11 protein-coding genes are annotated in these 17,141 nt (G+C 48.2%); 3 read left to right on the top strand and 8 right to left on the bottom strand.

Annotated features, from left to right (window positions below; all coding sequences use genetic code 11):
- Window positions 1-541: 541 nt before the first annotated feature.
- Window positions 542-2,368 (bottom strand): sensor histidine kinase, encoded by a 1,827-nt coding sequence (locus H065_RS0120400; RefSeq protein ID WP_017814942.1) that lies wholly within the window; start codon window positions 2,366-2,368, stop codon window positions 542-544.
- 197 nt (window positions 2,369-2,565) lie between these two features.
- The gene (locus H065_RS0120395) at window positions 2,566-4,146 is read right to left on the bottom strand and encodes a response regulator transcription factor (protein ID WP_017814941.1); all 1,581 of its coding nucleotides are present in this window, start codon (window positions 4,144-4,146) and stop codon (window positions 2,566-2,568) included.
- 421 nt (window positions 4,147-4,567) lie between these two features.
- Here H065_RS0120395 and H065_RS0120390 point away from each other — a divergent pair, with 421 nt between their 5' ends.
- Window positions 4,568-4,945, top strand: coding sequence for a YidH family protein (locus H065_RS0120390; RefSeq protein ID WP_017814940.1), 378 nt, complete (start codon window positions 4,568-4,570; stop codon window positions 4,943-4,945).
- 64 nt (window positions 4,946-5,009) lie between these two features.
- Here the strand turns inward: H065_RS0120390 and H065_RS0120385 are convergent, their stop codons facing one another.
- The gene (locus tag H065_RS0120385) at window positions 5,010-6,323 is read right to left on the bottom strand and encodes a diguanylate cyclase domain-containing protein (RefSeq protein WP_017814939.1); all 1,314 of its coding nucleotides are present in this window, start codon (window positions 6,321-6,323) and stop codon (window positions 5,010-5,012) included.
- 353 nt (window positions 6,324-6,676) lie between these two features.
- On the opposite strand from H065_RS0120385, the gene H065_RS26480 reads away from it, so the two are divergent.
- Window positions 6,677-7,945 (top strand): hypothetical protein, encoded by a 1,269-nt coding sequence (locus tag H065_RS26480; protein WP_017814938.1) that lies wholly within the window; start codon window positions 6,677-6,679, stop codon window positions 7,943-7,945.
- Complete coding sequence (locus H065_RS0120375) at window positions 7,942-11,115, top strand: DEAD/DEAH box helicase (RefSeq protein WP_017814937.1); 3,174 nt, start codon at window positions 7,942-7,944, stop codon at window positions 11,113-11,115. Before H065_RS26480 ends, H065_RS0120375 begins: the two co-directional genes overlap by 4 nt.
- A gap of 112 nt (window positions 11,116-11,227) precedes the next feature.
- Here H065_RS0120375 and H065_RS0120370 read toward each other — a convergent pair whose 3' ends face one another.
- From H065_RS0120370 to H065_RS0120350, 5 genes are all read right to left on the bottom strand, one after another.
- Window positions 11,228-12,055, bottom strand: a complete 828-nt coding sequence (locus H065_RS0120370) for an endonuclease/exonuclease/phosphatase family protein (RefSeq protein WP_017814936.1) — start codon at window positions 12,053-12,055, stop codon at window positions 11,228-11,230.
- Window positions 12,056-12,324: 269 nt separating this feature from the next.
- Complete coding sequence (locus H065_RS0120365; protein WP_017814935.1) at window positions 12,325-13,596, bottom strand: family 8 glycosyl hydrolase; 1,272 nt, start codon at window positions 13,594-13,596, stop codon at window positions 12,325-12,327.
- A gap of 57 nt (window positions 13,597-13,653) precedes the next feature.
- Entirely contained in the window at window positions 13,654-14,988 is a 1,335-nt protein-coding gene (locus H065_RS0120360; protein WP_017814934.1) for a 6-phospho-beta-glucosidase, read from the bottom strand.
- A 90-nt stretch (window positions 14,989-15,078) separates the two neighbouring features.
- Window positions 15,079-16,074, bottom strand: a complete 996-nt coding sequence (locus H065_RS0120355) for an N-acetylglucosamine kinase (RefSeq protein WP_017814933.1) — start codon at window positions 16,072-16,074, stop codon at window positions 15,079-15,081.
- 1 nt (window position 16,075) lies between these two features.
- Window positions 16,076-17,071 (bottom strand): LacI family DNA-binding transcriptional regulator, encoded by a 996-nt coding sequence (locus tag H065_RS0120350; protein WP_017814932.1) that lies wholly within the window; start codon window positions 17,069-17,071, stop codon window positions 16,076-16,078.
- Between the last annotated feature and the right edge of the window lie 70 nt (window positions 17,072-17,141).

The following is a 17,141-nucleotide window of genomic DNA, read 5'->3' as shown; positions in this document are numbered from 1 at the left end:
TTCTTGGCCGGAATTAGAGTATAGCATGCCAGCAATTTAGATGCAACCCCTTTTTCGAATTAAATTTATCGATCGTTTATATCTTCAGGGTACTCTGCTTTATCTCTGTAATTGTCCTGCTTTGGATTATGGTATTGGAGCTGGATCCATTAGCAGGTACAGATCTCTTAATGGATACTAATAGTAATTATAAGATTATTTTCAGACAGCTAATCACCAGCACTCAATGACCTCTATTAAAGATACGCTATATAATAACAGCTACCTTGTTTATCTTCAAAACGAGGTGGCTGTAGTATTACTATTTTTATAATGGAGCTCTATCTATTATTTCTATAGATAGCTTTATTTCCAAACATATCTTTCTAAGCATTAATTCTTTTGGCATATTCGATCTTCATATATCCCAATGTGTACTTTTTTCTATAGTTGCTGTTCTGCTGTTTTAGAGCTTATTCCTTTGACGTTATCCTTTTAGTGGGGTTTCGTTAATCATTAACTGTCATGCTGGTCTATGACTCTTTATTCCTTGGTTGGCTCTTTATTTCATATAACTGTTATCTTCTATAGTATGTTCCTGCTGCTCGACAATCAGGGGCAGGGTGATTTTGACTTTGGTTCCTTCTCCTTTTTTACTGGAGATGGTTACGCCGTATTGCTCACCATATAGAAGGGTGATGCGGTGATGTACATTCTGGATACCAATACCGGTAAATAGCTGGCGTTTGCTTTTGGGATTGGGTAGTACGCTTTGCTCGCCCTGCTCCAGGCCATCCATGCCGTCTCCATTATCGACGACTTCGCAGACCAGCGTATCTTCCAACTTGGAAACTAGAATGTAGATCACACCTGCACCTTTTTCATTAAAAGCATGGAAAAAGGCGTTCTCGATAAAAGGCTGAATGATGAGCTTGGGCACATGATATTCCATACAGTCCGGCGAAACGAAATAATTGACCTGAACTTTGTTGCCATAGCGTACATGGTTGATAAATACATAATTTTTCATATTATTGAGTTCTTGCTCAATCGTGATGGTCTCGCTCACATTGCTGATTGTATTCTGGAGCAGCGAGATCAGGGCATTAATTGTCTCTGCGGCGGTATCCTTATTGCCTTTTTGCACCAGCATTTTGATCGAAGCTAGCGTATTGTACAGGAAATGGGGATTGATTTGCCGCTGTAGAGCAGCCAGCTCTGCATTACGCTGTTCCTTCTGCGTCTGAAGCAAACGCGCAATGTAATCATTCAATTCATCCAGCATATAATTAAAAGCACGGCTCAACTCCTGCACTTCATAACTACCGGTCACATGCACGTAATTACCGAAGTCTTTTTCCGTGATAGTCGACATCTGACGCACCAGCCGAGTCAGGGACTGAGTTAGTCTTCTGGAGATCAGGAAAACGGTCAGTAGTGCCGCCATTACGATACCGATACAAATCAGCGCAATATCGCGCACATTTACAATCTGTCCTACCGCATATTCGCGATCGATCATATTGACCAGGTAGATATTATAGGACGGGATATAGTTGGACAGGATAATATGATTTTTGCCCATAACATCTGCATTGGTATAGCTTAGCTGCTTCTCGTTAATTTCTTTGGCATATCCCAGCAGGTCCGGCGAGAAACTGCCGATCAGCTGTTCCTGGTTACTGGAAATAATACGTCCATTGGCATCCAGAATAAGCACATCACTGCCGGTACTCGTAAAGTTACTATAGAAGCGTTTGAATTCCTGCTCTTTGATGGCGATATAGATTGTACCGTACAGGAAACCGCTGGTACGCTCCATTAAGGCTTTGGAAGCTACGATATATTTGTCTTTGAGCACGCCGGACCGAGCCGATTCTTCATCATATTGATACATGAGACGCTTCGGTTCGGCTATGGTACGTTCGGTGAGTTTGCTTTTGGCGAGCTGTCCCGGATTGACCGGCCAGTATGACCAGTCTGACGAATAGCTGCGTCCATTCACTCCGCTGACAATAATACCTACATCATAAGCATCCACATTCGACTTGATCTGCTTCATCTGCTGACCCATATCAAAGTAGGAACTGGACATTGTAATCGAATCACTCTCGCCGTTGGTCAGATAATCTTTGACCGTACCGTTCTGGGAAGCGTGACTCACTCCATTTACAATAGAGTCATTAAAAGATTCCATGCTGCTCTTGATCTGATTCAGCACTTTGGAATTGGTAATGCTGAATGTCTCGGTAAATAGCCTTTCTGACATGCGTATGGTCACTAGTGAGGTCAGCAGACAGACGGCGATAATACTGACAACCATTACAATGAACAATTTAAAAAATAAACCCTGCTGCTCAAACCGGAGCGCATGCTTCTTCCAATTCATCGGACTTCACACTCATTTTCTGTTCGGGTTATAAAGAGATCGGACTGACCGGCGCCTGCTTAAAATCAGCATACAACAGCCTGACAGCTGAGTATGTATGAACTAAAAGGATGATGAACCAGCAACATCCCTGCAGTAAAAACACAGGGATGTCCTAACACATACATGTCTAACTTCTATAAATACAAAACGGCAAATTAGCCGCGTACATGCTGTCTTCGGTATTGACTGGGCGATAGACCGGTCCACTTTTTGAATACTTTGGTAAAGTAGCTGTGATCCGAATACCCTACCTTGCCGCTGATCTCGGAAATAGAGTACAGATCCGTGCGCAGCATCTCGGCTGCCTTTTCCACCCGGATCTTGTTAAGGTGCTCACTGAATCCTTCCTTGTTATGTGTCGTGAAGTAGCTGGACAGATAGGATGGATTGAAATGAAAGTGCTGCCCCAGTCCAGTCAGGCTCAGCGGTTCGGCATAGTGTTCTTCTATATATTCCAGCAGCATCTTCATATTGGTACTACCGTTCTGGGAAGAACGGGATTGGATCTGCAGATGAATCCTGCTCAGGAATTCGTTCAGTACGGCTATGGTGTCCTGCACATGAACCGCATCATTGATTTCTCTAAAATAATCATACTTTTCTTCATCCAGCTGCCGAACATCATAATCCTGGTTCCCCAGTAGCGTAATAATGTTAAAAATGATATTGCCGAGAAAGGACTTCAGCTCAAAAGGAGTCGCCCGATAATTGCCTGCCATTGCATGGACATACGTATCCAGCTCGGTAAAAGCAGAATCAAAGTTCTCGCGCCGCATTTCCTCGGCAAACTGCTTCAGATTAAACGCTCCCGGCACATGTGCCGGCTCACCAAGTTCTGCCTCTATCATGAATGGGCGATCAGGGAAATAAAAATGATATTCCAGCAGTTTGAGCATTTGCTGGTAGATGACTCCCAATTGATCGATACGTGCAAATTCTTCGCTCATTGCCCATAAGGTCTGCTGATCCTCTGCCGATCCTGCATAAGCAAGCTCGCGTATCCGTGCAATGACAGCTGCCTCATCATCTCTGTTCATATTTAAAAGAAAAACAATCAGCTGGGGATCTGCAGCTACCGGGCGGAAACTGACTGGCACACTAGCAGATTCTATGGACTCTGCCAATCGGCTGCTAATCGCCGATACGTAGCTGCTTTTCTGCTGAAGGGTAAGATCCCCACCAGATGCACGTAGCTGGTGAGGCTGAATTCCCACCAGTATATATTCCCCATATGGAAAATGAACGGCCACCATCTCCGGATCATAATCCATCTCATAACCTGCAATCAGTTTCTCCATAATATGATCGACCGTTATCTGCTCATCCCCGGATGTTTCATCATAAGCAAGAGAAGGAATGCGCCGCGCAGTATTTTGCAGTACCTGCAGCAGCTCCTGTGTCTCCAGCTTGGGCTTGAGAATATAATCTGCTACGCCGCTCTGAAAAGTTGAACGCACATAGCTGAACTCTCCATAACTGCTGAGCACGATCACTTCAATCTGGGGATAGTTTTGCTTGACGATTCGGGTGAATTCTTCGCCATCCATAACTGGCATTACGATATCGGTAATGACGATATGAGGCTGAAGCTCATCGATCAGATCCAGCGCTTCCCGGCCATTGGATGCTTCACCGATGATCTGAAATCCATATTGTTCCCACACCAGATAATGCTTGATTCCCTGACGAACCAGCACTTCATCATCTACAATCAATATTTTGCATAATTCTTTCATTCAGACACTCCCTATATCACCAGATGCCTCAGTTTTAAGTTAATTGTGAGCATGCCGGAAATGGTTCTTTTATTCGCAGCAGGCTATATCTCTACGACTGCAATCTTCACGATGTAGCAGCCCAGTCTATACTCATTTATATTGATAGCGTTTACATTATAGCTGTATACCAAATGTCTGATTTTGTCTTTTTATGCTATCACATAATTCATATTTACGGGACAAAATGTTTTATGTATTCGGCTGTTCTCCCCCTTATGTGCGGAGATAGAAACGCATGGTAATTACTTGAGCCTCTATAAGTAGATTGCAGCGCTTATTCATTTTGCGGTTAATCTTATCTATAAATAAGTATACAGCATCGGCAGAGACTATCTGTGCTAATAACACGCTGCTATGTCTAAAATAAGGAGAGATGACGATGTCGGATTCACCTCATACCGAACCGGTAAACGAATCAAAATATACTCAACAGCATCTTGCAAATGAACGGACTTATCTCGCATGGATTCGCACCAGTCTCGCTATTCTGGGGATTGGCTTTCTGGCGCCAGGGCTTACCTTTCGATCAGAGATGTTCGCGCATACGGGTCATCTGATCGCTTCGGTCGGCGGAATCGCTGCAGTGCTGATGGGCGGTTGTGTGTTTGGACTGGCGACACGCAGCTATTTTCGCAAAAGACAAGGGATCAATAATGGAAGCTTTGAATCCACCGGCGTACTGATCTGGTTTGTCGTAGCTGCGCTGGGATTCATTATGCTGCTACTGATCATGCTGGTCATTCTGATGCTGCTGTAAATTGGAGTATGCAGGACTACAATAACAAACCGCCAGCGTAATATAAGCTGACGGCCCTTTTTATTTATTCATGTTCTTTGTAAAAACATACTTGCGACCGGCCGCGACGTTTGGCTGTATACAAAGCCTGATCTGCATAATTCAGCAGTTGTTCCGCCTCTATTCCATCATGCGGATAGACGGATACTCCGATAGAGGACCCGGTTATGACCGATTGCGATTGAAGATTCCAAGGGTGCTGGAGATGACTGCATATCCGTTCAGCTATTTCGGAAATACGTTTATGAGTGGTGATCAGCGGTAAAATAATAACAAATTCATCGCCGCCAATTCGGGCAATCGTGTCCAAGGGACCCAGTTCTCCGGATATCCGCTTGACCATCTGTACCAGCAATTCATCGCCGGCATCGTGTCCCAGCGTGTCATTCACTTCCTTGAATCGATCAATATCCAGATACAGTACTCCAAGAAGTGTGTCATTATCTATCGCGGTCTGCATATCCTGAGTCATCTGATTCATCAGATAGCGACGATTGGGAACGCCGGTGAGCGGGTCCATATAAGCGAGTGAACGCAGTTGCTGCTCATGGTTTTTGCGCTCCATGATATTACGGGAGACAATGAGTATATAGTCGGTATCACTGCCACTGCGGACTACGTAAGTCATATTCATTTCGAACCATAGATAATGACCTTCCGCATGCTGGTATCTGCATTCGTCTTTGAAACCGACTGCGTGATTAGCCAACGTCTGTTCAAAAGCATCCATAAAATGCTCTACATCGTCAGGATGCAGCAGGGAGAAACGTTCCATTTCACGGAATTCTTCGGGCGAGTAACCCAGCATCGTCTCTAATGAAGGAGATACATATTGAAGCTTCCGTTCAGGTGTCATCATCGTTATTACGTCTGACATATTTTCGGCAATAAGCCTGTACTGCTCCTGGCTGGCGAGTAGTGCTTCTTCCGCTCTTTTGCGCTCGGTTACATCCCGGCTTACAATGACCAGTCGATGGCGGTCTCCGTATTCGTCAAAAATCGGCGTTTTCATTACTTCCCATGTGCGGTGAATACCGTCAGGAGCAACAAATGATTTTTCGACCAGCAGCGGAGAGCCCTTTTCCCAGGCCTGTTCATCGGTCTTGTAATTATATTCAAACAGCGTCGTATAATGTGGCCGATAAGCCGCAATCTCCAGATCAGTATGGTACAAATAATCTTCCAGTTCCAGACCATACATATCCATAACGAGTTTGTTGCATACAAGCCAGCGTCCATCACCGTCTTTTAATACGATAAATTCGGGAATTAAATCAATCAGTGTACGCAACTGGGACTGATCGTTCAGGCTAGAAAGCAGTGACTGGTGAAAATCCATAGGTTGTCCTCCTTTCGGATGAGATAAGATAGCAAACAGGAAAATAGCAACGCTATTGCACATCCTGCTGAATCTCTATCATGCCGTGTTGTTTGTTCATTACCTTATATATCGGTTGAAACCGCAAATATGAAGAGAATAGCGCCTGTTTACGGCATTTTTTTATATTGGATCACAATAGACCCAGCCTATTCTCTTCCAAAAAGGGCAATCCGTGCTATACACCAATCGGATATGCCTGTTTCACGGGATGTAATTTCATATTTTTATCGAATCTTGCCGATTTCGATGCCCTCCCAATGATATAATAAGGGGATACCAATTCTGACTTGATAGCAGGAGAACTGAAACTTATGGAACCTAAAGATAAAACGTATATGGATGCAGATATGCACCCTTCCAACTATTCCATACCTGCCTGGCAGCAGCAGATGAACGAACAGCTGGCTCCGCTGGAAGGCAGTATCCGAAATGTACAATATACCGAGCAGGCACTGGAGATGCTGATGCATCATCAGCCCCGACTGACTCCGGCTGCACAAATAATTTATCGGCTGAATGCACTGCTGTTGATCTATAACCATGTGATGCAGCCTACCCACAAAATCACCGGCTCTAGTCCTCTCTCGCTCGGATATCATACCCGAATGGCTGTAACAGAGATGCAAAATCTGCTGAACCTGGAGCTCAGTCAGTCTCTTCCTGCTTTGCAAAATGAACAGGAATGGCAGCTGCTCACCGATATGCTGGCCTATATCCGGCAAGACATGTTGGCTGAAGTAAGAGATTCCTATGCCCTGCTGTCCTGTTATTATGCATTCTGGCACAGCTGGATTCTCCCGCTGGAACGTGGACAGCAGCTGCTGCGCGATGAACCGATGGCGCTGCAGCAAGCAATACCCGAGGAGGAGCTGCAGCCGGGCATACGCAGACCCGGCAATTCCTTTGCCTATGCTTCCCTTCTACTTGCGCAAAGCTATATTGACTTTCTGTTGGAACAGGACGATCAGGCACTGGAGATTCTGCATGCAGCCGCAGAGCGGCATGACTTTTACCCAGAAAGATTACCGGACATACTGACCCAGCTGGAGCAAAAAGAACAGTGGACGCGGATGGTAAGATGGCTCGTGGAGCTCGCTCCCATTTTGCGCCGACAGTATTCGGATCTGCAAGGCTATGGCGAGCACTGGGAACAGGCAATCCGTCATCAGCCGGAAGCGCAGGCACAGATGTGGACTACACTGGAGAGTCTGCTGCCGCTGGGTGGACGTTTGTATGAAGATAAATTATTGGAATATGGAAAATGGCAGCAGTGGATGGATTATCAGCTCTCTTCCGGCAAAGATCCGGCCAGTTACAAAGTGACCGAGCTCAAACCGCTGGAAATGAATGCACCGGAGATGCTGCTTCCCTTTTACCATCAAGCAGTGGAGCGTCATATGGCCCACAAAAACAGGGATGGCTACAAAGCAGCCGTACGGCTACTCAAACGTCTGTCCAAACTATATAAAAAACTCAAACAGGAAGAGCGCTGGGAACAGTTCATAGAGCAGTTCACCGGACGACACAGCCGTCTGCGCGCTCTTCAGGAAGAATTACGGAAAGGAAAACTGATTCCATGAGCCACTATTTGCAAAACATCACGATTCAGGCAGGGATCAGCGAATACGGCGATGCCCTGATTTACGGTTCCAAGGAAGCCTATGGATTCGTCCCGGCGATCTATCTCAAGCATTTGCTATTTGCCTGGCATGAGCCTTCCTTTTATGGAACAGAGCTGCAAGTGGAGCAGACACCGGAGGTAGAATTGATCATTCTGCCTGCAGAGCAGGTAATTTCTTTTTTTGCCGATCAAAAGCTGCTGCATCATGTGAACTGGAAATGGGAAGGTGAAGCCGCCCAGCTGCATCTGCTGGCTCCCTATCTACTGTCCAGTCTGGACAACAAAAAATATATGCCCAGCCTGACTGCCTATCGTAGAGGCAAGCTGCAATGGAAATGGGATACGGAAGAAGTAATCAAAGCGGCCGGGCGCAAACGGCAAAAAGCCGAAGTACAGGCCCTCCTGAAAGAAGCAGACAGCGACTTCCTGCAGGGACTACAGGCTGCTTACTCGGCGGCGGTATCCGAACGTTACTACAATGATGAAGCCGAAGCTGCGGATCTGCGCCGGGAATATCCGCAGTTATTTGACCGTAACAATAGTACCGCAGGTCTGGATGAGAATACCTGGCTTGTCTCGATTGGCTGGAAAAGCGATATGGCTCCTTTCCGACCGGCGCTGCAGCTGCTGGAACCGGAAGATACCAACAGCGGATGGCGGCTGCGGCTGGTGCTCCAGGACAAAGCGGATGAGACCCATCTGGTACCTGTACGGCTGGAAATGAACGGCTATGCAGAAGGAGATTGGCCAGACGGTTGGGAGCATCATGTACGCGATCGCTCAGCCGGATGGCGGGAGCAGCTGCGCGCGGTTCTGCCGGTGACCCAATTTGCTACGGAACAGGATATGATCGGCCGGACGCTGAACAACGAGCAGGCATGGAAATTTCTGTCCCAGTACAGCAATCGACTACTGCAATCCGGCTGGCTCGTCCTGCTACCAGCTTGGTGGGAAGCGGCCCGCCGCAAGCGGCCGAAGCTCAAAGCCAAAGTCAGCGAAGAAGAGGAAAAACGCACCGGCAAGTCCTTCTTTGGACTGGATGCACTGATTGACTTTGACTGGCGGGTATCGATTGGAGAGACCGAGCTGACCGAAGAAGAATTCGCTGAACTCGCAGAAAAGCAGGAACGACTTGCCCTGTTCCGCGGACAGTGGATTGTGCTCGATCCGGAGCTGTTGGAACAGATTCGCCGCGCAATGAACGGGATTGACCGGCGACGCGGGCTTTCTTTTCAGGATGTGTTACAGCTGCATCTGATGCGACAAAGCCGTGCTGCCAAAGAAGAAGAAAACGAAGCGGAAGAAGAGGAAAATCAGCGGATTGAGATTGAAGTAGAGCTGAATGAGCATCTCGCCGGACTGATCAGCCAGATCAGCCAGCAAAATGATATGCCGCTTATCCCGGTTCCTGCCAGTCTGAATGCCCAGCTGCGTCCGTATCAGCAGGAAGGCTTCTCCTGGCTATCCTTCTTGCGCCGATTTGGACTCGGTGCCTGTCTGGCCGATGACATGGGACTCGGAAAAACGATCCAGCTCATTACCTATCTGCTTCATATCAAGGAAGATGCAGCTTCGGAAACGCTGCGACTGTCCCGTCTGCTCCTGGAAACGGCAGAGGAAGACATGCAGCATACGCAGTTGGCAGCAGCAGCGGATGTACTGCCTGGCAGTATGGATCATCAGGATACAGCTCCCCAAGCAGGTAGTGCCCGATCAACCACAACGGATGACCAGAAGCTGAACGAACATGCGGACAAGGCAGCTGCAGCAATGCTGCAGGTCAGTCCGGCGGTATCCAATCCGACCTCATTGGTCGTCTGCCCGACATCTGTTCTTGGCAACTGGCAAAAGGAAATCCTGCGCTTTGCGCCTTCGCTCAAGGTAGCACTGCATTATGGCAGCAAGCGATTATCCGGCGAGGCTTTTCACCAATTGGTCAGCGATCATGATGTCATCCTTACTTCATACGCGACCGCATCGCTCGATCAGGAGTTGCTGCAGGAAGTCACATGGGCAACAATCTGTCTGGATGAAGCGCAAAATATCAAAAATGCCCAGACCCGCCAGTCCCAGACGGTACGCAGCCTGTCGGCTCTCCATCGCGTCGCGCTGACCGGTACGCCGATCGAGAATCGCTTGGCTGAGCTGTGGTCGATCTATGACTTTATCACGCCCGGTTATCTGGGCAGTATGAAAGGATTCCAGGACCGGTTCGCCCAGGCGATCGAAAAAGAGCAGGACGAGCAGCGTACGCTCGATTTGCAAAAGCTGGTCAAACCGTTCATGCTGCGCCGGACGAAGAAAGATCCGAATATACAGCTTAATTTGCCCGAGAAAAATGAAATGAAAACCTACATTAATCTGACGCCGGAGCAAGGGGTTATGTATGATCAGGCTGTTAACCAGCTCATGCAGCATATGAACGATCTGGAAGGGATGAAGCGCAAAGGAGCCATCCTGTCTGCACTGACCCAGCTCAAGCAGATCTGTGACCATCCGGCATTGCTGCATACCCGTGCCCAGACTCCTGATCCGGAAGAAACCGAAATACAGGATGTACCAGAGGATCTGGAAGCACTGGTCAGCCGCTCTGCCAAAATGGAACGGCTGCTGGAAATGGTACGCGAGCTTCGTTCCAAAGATGAGAAGTGTCTGATTTTCACCCAGTATATCGGGATGGGACAGATCATTCAGCGTGTGCTCAGTGAAGATCTGAATGAGCAGGTCCTGTATCTAAATGGCAGCACGTCCAAAACAGCGCGTGACCGGATGATCGAGCAGTTCCAGTCTCCGGGCGAGCCCAATATTTTCATACTGTCCCTGAAGGCTGGCGGCGTCGGTCTCAATCTGACGGCAGCCAATCATGTCTTCCACGTCGACCGCTGGTGGAATCCGGCTGTCGAGAACCAGGCGACTGACCGGGCTTACCGGATGGGGCAGACCCGGGATGTACAGGTACACAAATTCATTTCGCTCGGTACGTTGGAAGAACGCATCGACGAGATGCTGGAAAGCAAACAGCAGCTCAGTAACAACATCATCTCCACTTCGGAAGGCTGGATCACCGAGCTGTCCAACGACGAGCTGCAAAGTCTGTTCAGTCTGCGGCGGGAATGGGCTGAAGTGTAGGCTGCACATTTACAAGGTTAAAGAGCATAAAAAGCGTGATCTGTCCAGGAGAACAGGTCACGCTTTTTTGTGATTTTCATGCATGCAGTTCGATTAAGAACGTTATGCAGTATTAAATATCCACTACAGCCATTACGCCAAAATGATCTGACACGACTGCACCATTCTCACCATTTAGCGCTACCTGGGAAGATTGTACCTGCACCGGGCGATTGGCGTAGATATAATCGATCCGCAGATTATGCGCATTACCTTCCCAGCCGGCAATCGATTTGACGACGGTATGACCGGCGTCTTTGACCGCTGCAGCTGTGTACGTATCCTGCCAGATCTGCTTCATCATATAGTCGTACCCTTCGCCGCGAATCTCGGCTACATTGTTGAAGTCACCCAGGAAGAACATCAGCTGCTTCTGATACGGTTCAAGCAGCTTCTCGGCTTCATCCCACTGTTGACGGAATGGCTCCAGTTCATCATTCCACCAACCAAAATGTCCGTTGACTAGCCAGACTGGCTGCCCTGAATGTTCGGTCTCTACTGCCAGTATTTTGCGTGTCTTGGAATTGTCATAGTCCAGCAGCTGGGACACATGTCCATGCATATGAGCAGTCAGTGGTGTTTTGGACAGAATCGCCAGTCCCTCATCCAGTGTTTTGCGGGAAGCGGAATGCACAGGAATCCATGTCCAGTAATAATCATATTCCAGCTGCTGGAGCAGTACGTATGCATAATTATTTTGGCGGATTACCGTTTCTGGATCGGCCTCATAATAGCGCCCCAATTCCGACGGAGATACGATCTCCTCGGCTGCCAGCTGATTGACTTCCTGCATCGCAATCACATCAAACTGCTGCTCATTGATAAAATCCGCCAATTGGCCAATTTTCTCCAGCTGATTCTCTTCGTGCCAAGCATGGGTGTTCAGTGTAAGTAGCTTCATTGATGGTCTCCTATCCTTTATAATCGCTCGCTGTTTATTTCATATCTCTATTTACTATAGCATACGGCTGCGTATGTATTGATTAGAGATGTACATTTAAACAAAATCATATGATTAAATAAATAGATCCGCTAAATGTTATTCAGACCAAAAACGCCGCTTTCTTTTGGGAAAACGGCGTTTTTGGTCTGAATATATTCATTATAAGTGTACTGCAGCAGATACTATTTGCCTTCATTGCTGCGCTGCATTTATATACTGCCCAGCCGTTACGGCTTCCACCAATTACCGGAAATAAACAGCAGGTTCAGCATATTATACGAATCACTGAAATAACTTTCCTTGTGCGTGACCATCCAGCCCCAACCTTTGTTGACCCAGGCTTGATTGCTGCTGTCGGTCACCCCTGCCGAGATAAATGGGGCAACAAATACAGCGGTCGCATAACTGCCTCGATCGTTACCGTTTAACTGGTAGCCATCCTTGATATTATCCGGATTACCGCCGGTTTTCTTTTGAATCCATGTTGCCATTTTGCTCGCGATATTCTTGCCGCGTGTGTCACCATAGAGTGCATAATCCATCACGATTCGCAGGGGTACGCGGGAAGAATTGTAATTGTATTCATTGGTCTCCTTGAACTCGTCCAGGAACCATTCTGGCGCAGGCTTCGGCGGATTACCAACGACAAAGTCGGAGATCAGACCGGTCGTTGGCGAATAGGCAGCACTGAATTGGGCATATTTGTTGTACAGATTATTAATGACATTCAGCCAGGTCTGGTCGCCAGTGACATCATAATAAGCACGCAGATGACTGAGCATCCAGTCGGAAGGACGGGTATCATAACTGGACTTGGAATCCCAGTCACCGAGATTGATGCCATTATTGTTCGTAATGTAACTGGACTTGATCGCGCTGATCATCTTTTTGGCTTCGGCGAGATAATTGATCGCACCGCTGGAGCCCCACTGCCGATCTGCCAAAATCAGTGAGTAGGCAATATCCAGATCACCATCGGTTGCAGAACCAAAGTGGCCCTGAGCTCCAGGATCATCTGCTACTACCCAGCCCATTAGCGCAGGATTGCCACTGCTGTGGTAGGCTCTGACCGTTTTGAATAAACCATCGTAGATCGTGCGTGCATTCGTATCATGACCAGCCATCAGTACGGTAATAACCATACCATAGCCCTGCCCTTCCGAAGTACCCAGCGGTTCAAACCCTTCCGCATCACCAGTAATATCACCCCGTACGTAATAGCCGCCTGGTAGCGAAGACAGATCATGCTTTAGATAGGTTGATTTCCAATAATCGTAATAACCGGATACATCCCGGTTCATCTGCGCCTGGGTAATATGGTTCGGCTTGATTACCCCCGGATAATTCACCTGCTGGGGAAAAGGTTTCTTTTCTCCGGCAGCATGAATTGTGCCTGGCATCCCGGTCATCCCCATAGATGCAATAACCATCGCCAAAACAAGAGAGAGATGAGTCAGACGTGCTCTTACCATGTTCCTTTTGCGGATAAGATGTCGCATATTTCTGATTCCTCCTTTATTTTTTTGTGTACGGCAGAGCATGTAATTGGGGAGCTGTTAGACCAGCGCTTTATCTGCCGCAAGAGTCTCTTTCTGGAAAAATTGAGGCAGGTACTGCCGGTTGGCCTCCAGCATTTCTTGCAGAAGTGCTTTGGCAATATCCACTGAAGGAACAAGTGGATGATGCACCATGGCTTGCAGTGCAATGTCCCGATCCCCTGTAATCGCAGCTTCGATCGTCAGCTGCTCATATGTTTTCACTGCGTGGATCAGTCCTTTGATATGCTGCGGAATCGTCGTGAGCTGAACAGGCAGTGGACCGTTCGCAGTAACCACACAGTTCACTTCGATACAAGCTTCATCCGGCAGAAAATCGATAATCCCCCGATTGGGCACATTCAGCGTCTGTACGTCGCCGGTACCATTATATAGAGAGCGCATCAGATTGACAGCTGCTTCGGAATAATAAGCACCTCCGCGCTGTTCCAGCTGTTTGGGCTTCTCCTGCAAATTCGGGTCACTGTACAGCTGGAATAATTCTTCTTCGACCTTTTTCACAACTTCGGCGCGGCTTCCTTCGCCCTGCATCGCCTGTATCTGATCTTCCAGCATCGCAGGAGTCATATAGAAATATTTCAGATAATAAGAGGGAAGTGACCGAAGCGAGTGCAGAAAATCTCCATCCCAATCCTGATGGGATACATTGACTGCCGCGTACTCCTGTCGATTGTCCAGCAGCTCGGTTAGTTTGTCCTGACCGTCCACCTCGATCCGGGTGATCCAGTGCAGATGATTCAGTCCGACAAACTCGGCATATACACGATCCGGGCTGACCTGATATTGGGAAGTCAGCCATTTGATCATTCCGATCGGTGCATTGCATAATCCGACACTGCGTACCTTGCTGTGCCGGGTAATCGCTTCGGTTACCATGCCGGCAGGATTGGTAAAATTAAGCAGCCATGCGTCTGGTGCCAGCTCTTCAATATCCCGGCAAATATCCAATAGTACCGGAATCGTACGCAGCGCCTTCATCATGCCACCTGGTCCCGTGGTCTCCTGACCGATAACGCCATATTTCAGAGGAATACTCTCATCCAGCGCCCGGGCATCCAGCATGCCCACTCGCATCTGGGTACTGATAAAATCCGCGCCCTCGATTGCCGCTCTACGGTCTGTTGTTAGATGAACTTCTATCGGTAATCCCGACGCCAATATCATTCTTTTGGCAAGTTCGCCTACAATATTCAGCTTGTGCAGCCCTGGCTCAATATCGACCAGCCACAACTCCTGTACCGGCAGCTCACTGTAATATCGGATAAATCCTTCCACCAACTCCGGTGTATAGGAGGAACCTCCACCGATCACCGCAATTTTCAGTTTATTTTGCATATTCAATCACATCCTGTCGTATAGTTCAAATCTGGAAATTCACATGGATCAATCTGGATAATCTGCCCATCATTCGAGTCGTTATTTGTTCTAGGGTTCGATGGTCTCTGCCGATACCGGATACAGGCTACCCTGTTCACGTAGCTGGTTGTATACGCTATCATGAACGACGATGCCCGCCTGTTCCATAGCTCGAAGGACTGCCCCAACTACCGGTTCCATATTCAGTCGGACCAGCGAAGCATAAGGAGCACATTCCTGCATTGCCCGTTCAATCCATGGGCTGATCCAGCCCCGGTCTCCACGGGTCAGCAGACTGCCTGCCATCACTACATCGAAAGTCTCATGCTGCATACCGAGCCGGTGGACAATCGCTGTAACCGATCGACCGATCTCGCGCCCTTGATGAGCAAGAATATTCAGTGTCGCCTGATCGCCCTGCGCTGCTGCTACAAATAACAGCTCTGCTACCTGAAGGGGGACCTGCCGCTGATGATCCAGATAATCATTAAACATCGTAGACACATCCGGATAACCGAGCTTTTCCAGTAGCAAACCAGTCAACAGAGTAGGCTGTTCCCTGCCATCCCAGGCACGAATAACCGTACGGAATACCTCGGTACAGAGCATTCCCCCTCCTCCAAAATCTCCATACATATAGTCAAATCCACCACACTGGAAAATCTCACCTTCCGGTGAGACACCAGCACTGTTGGTGCCGGTACCGCAAATGACCGATATACCATACGGTCGATTGGTGCCGGCACGCAGGCCGATAATCGTATCACATACAATTTCATAATCTACAAAGCCAAGATCACGAATCATCGGATGCAGGATATCATAATCGGCCTGCCGATCAGCTCCTGCCAACCCAAAGCAGCTAAACGTCAGCTGCTCCCTCACGATTCCAGCCTGCCTGAGCGCCTGATCGACTGCCTGACCGATATGGTCTGCAGCCAGCTGTCCGGCAATCTGATGATTGCCGTTACCCGCATGGCCGCGGCCGAGCAGACGACCAGACTCGTCGGTGACATAAGCCAGTGTCTTGGTTCCACCGGCATCAATACCCAGGTAATAGTTCACATTATTCACCTCTAGCGGCAGTCGATTGTCGTATAATCAGCTCCGGTTTTAATTTGATTCCATTCATGCGCTTGTTCTGATTCGCCATTTTGCGCAGCAGGATATCGACAGCTGCCAGACCGATCTGATCGGCAGGCTGACGCATCGTTGTCAGCAGCGGATGCAGCTGTGAAGCGAGCATCTGATCATCATACCCGATCACCGACATGTCTCTGGGTACCTGGATTCCTTCTCGCATAAGCGCGTTGATAAATCCGATAGCCATATGATCATCCCCGGCGAATAGCGCTGTTGGCAGCTTGCCGCTTTTCAGCCATCTCTGTGCTGTCTCATAGCCAAATTCCACACCATATACACCCTGTTCCATTGCAAAAGGTTCTATTCCCGCTTCTTTCATGGCCCACAGGAACCCTTGCCGTCTCTCGCGGGTACTGAGGAAGACTTCCTGACCGCTCAGGTGCGCAATCTCCCGGTGACCCAGCTCCAGCAGATGGCGTGTTGCTTCGTAGCCTCCGCTAAAATTATCTACACTGATCGAAGCCGAATTGTTCTCTTGCAGCTGATTGTCGATCAATACATACGGAATATTGCGCTTTTTCAGTTCGGCTACAAAACGGTCTTCCTCGAGTGGAGATAGCAGGATCAATCCATCTACCCGATCTTCCTGAATCAGATAGTGACTCTCTTTATTACCAAATCCACTGGATACCGAGATTGCCAGATAGTATCCCTGCAGGGCAAGCGCATCATTAATCTCTTTGGCTACCGAGTCAAAAAAGGAATCGTGCAGCGTGGTGACGATCAGACCGATTGTTCCGGTCCGGCCGCGAGCCAGTGAGCGTGCCGCTGCACTGGGACGATAATCAAGCTCTTTGATCGCGTCCAGCACTTTCTGGCGATTTTTCTCCCGTACGGTATCCGCACCGTTCAGCACACGGGAGACCGTGACGACGGATAGACCGGAACGTTTGGCAACATCAAATATACTGGCTTTCATTGTGTATTCTCCTAGTTGATGCAGTCTTTCCTGTATCAGCGAACTGAATATGGCTTCCTTCACTGCAGTA

It is taken from the genome of Paenibacillus shenyangensis (assembly GCF_000346635.1).
Lineage (GTDB): Bacteria > Bacillota > Bacilli > Paenibacillales > Paenibacillaceae > Saccharibacillus > Saccharibacillus dauci.
The sequence above is the reverse complement of the archived record's forward strand: the minus strand, read 5'-3'. Positions and strand labels throughout refer to the sequence as shown.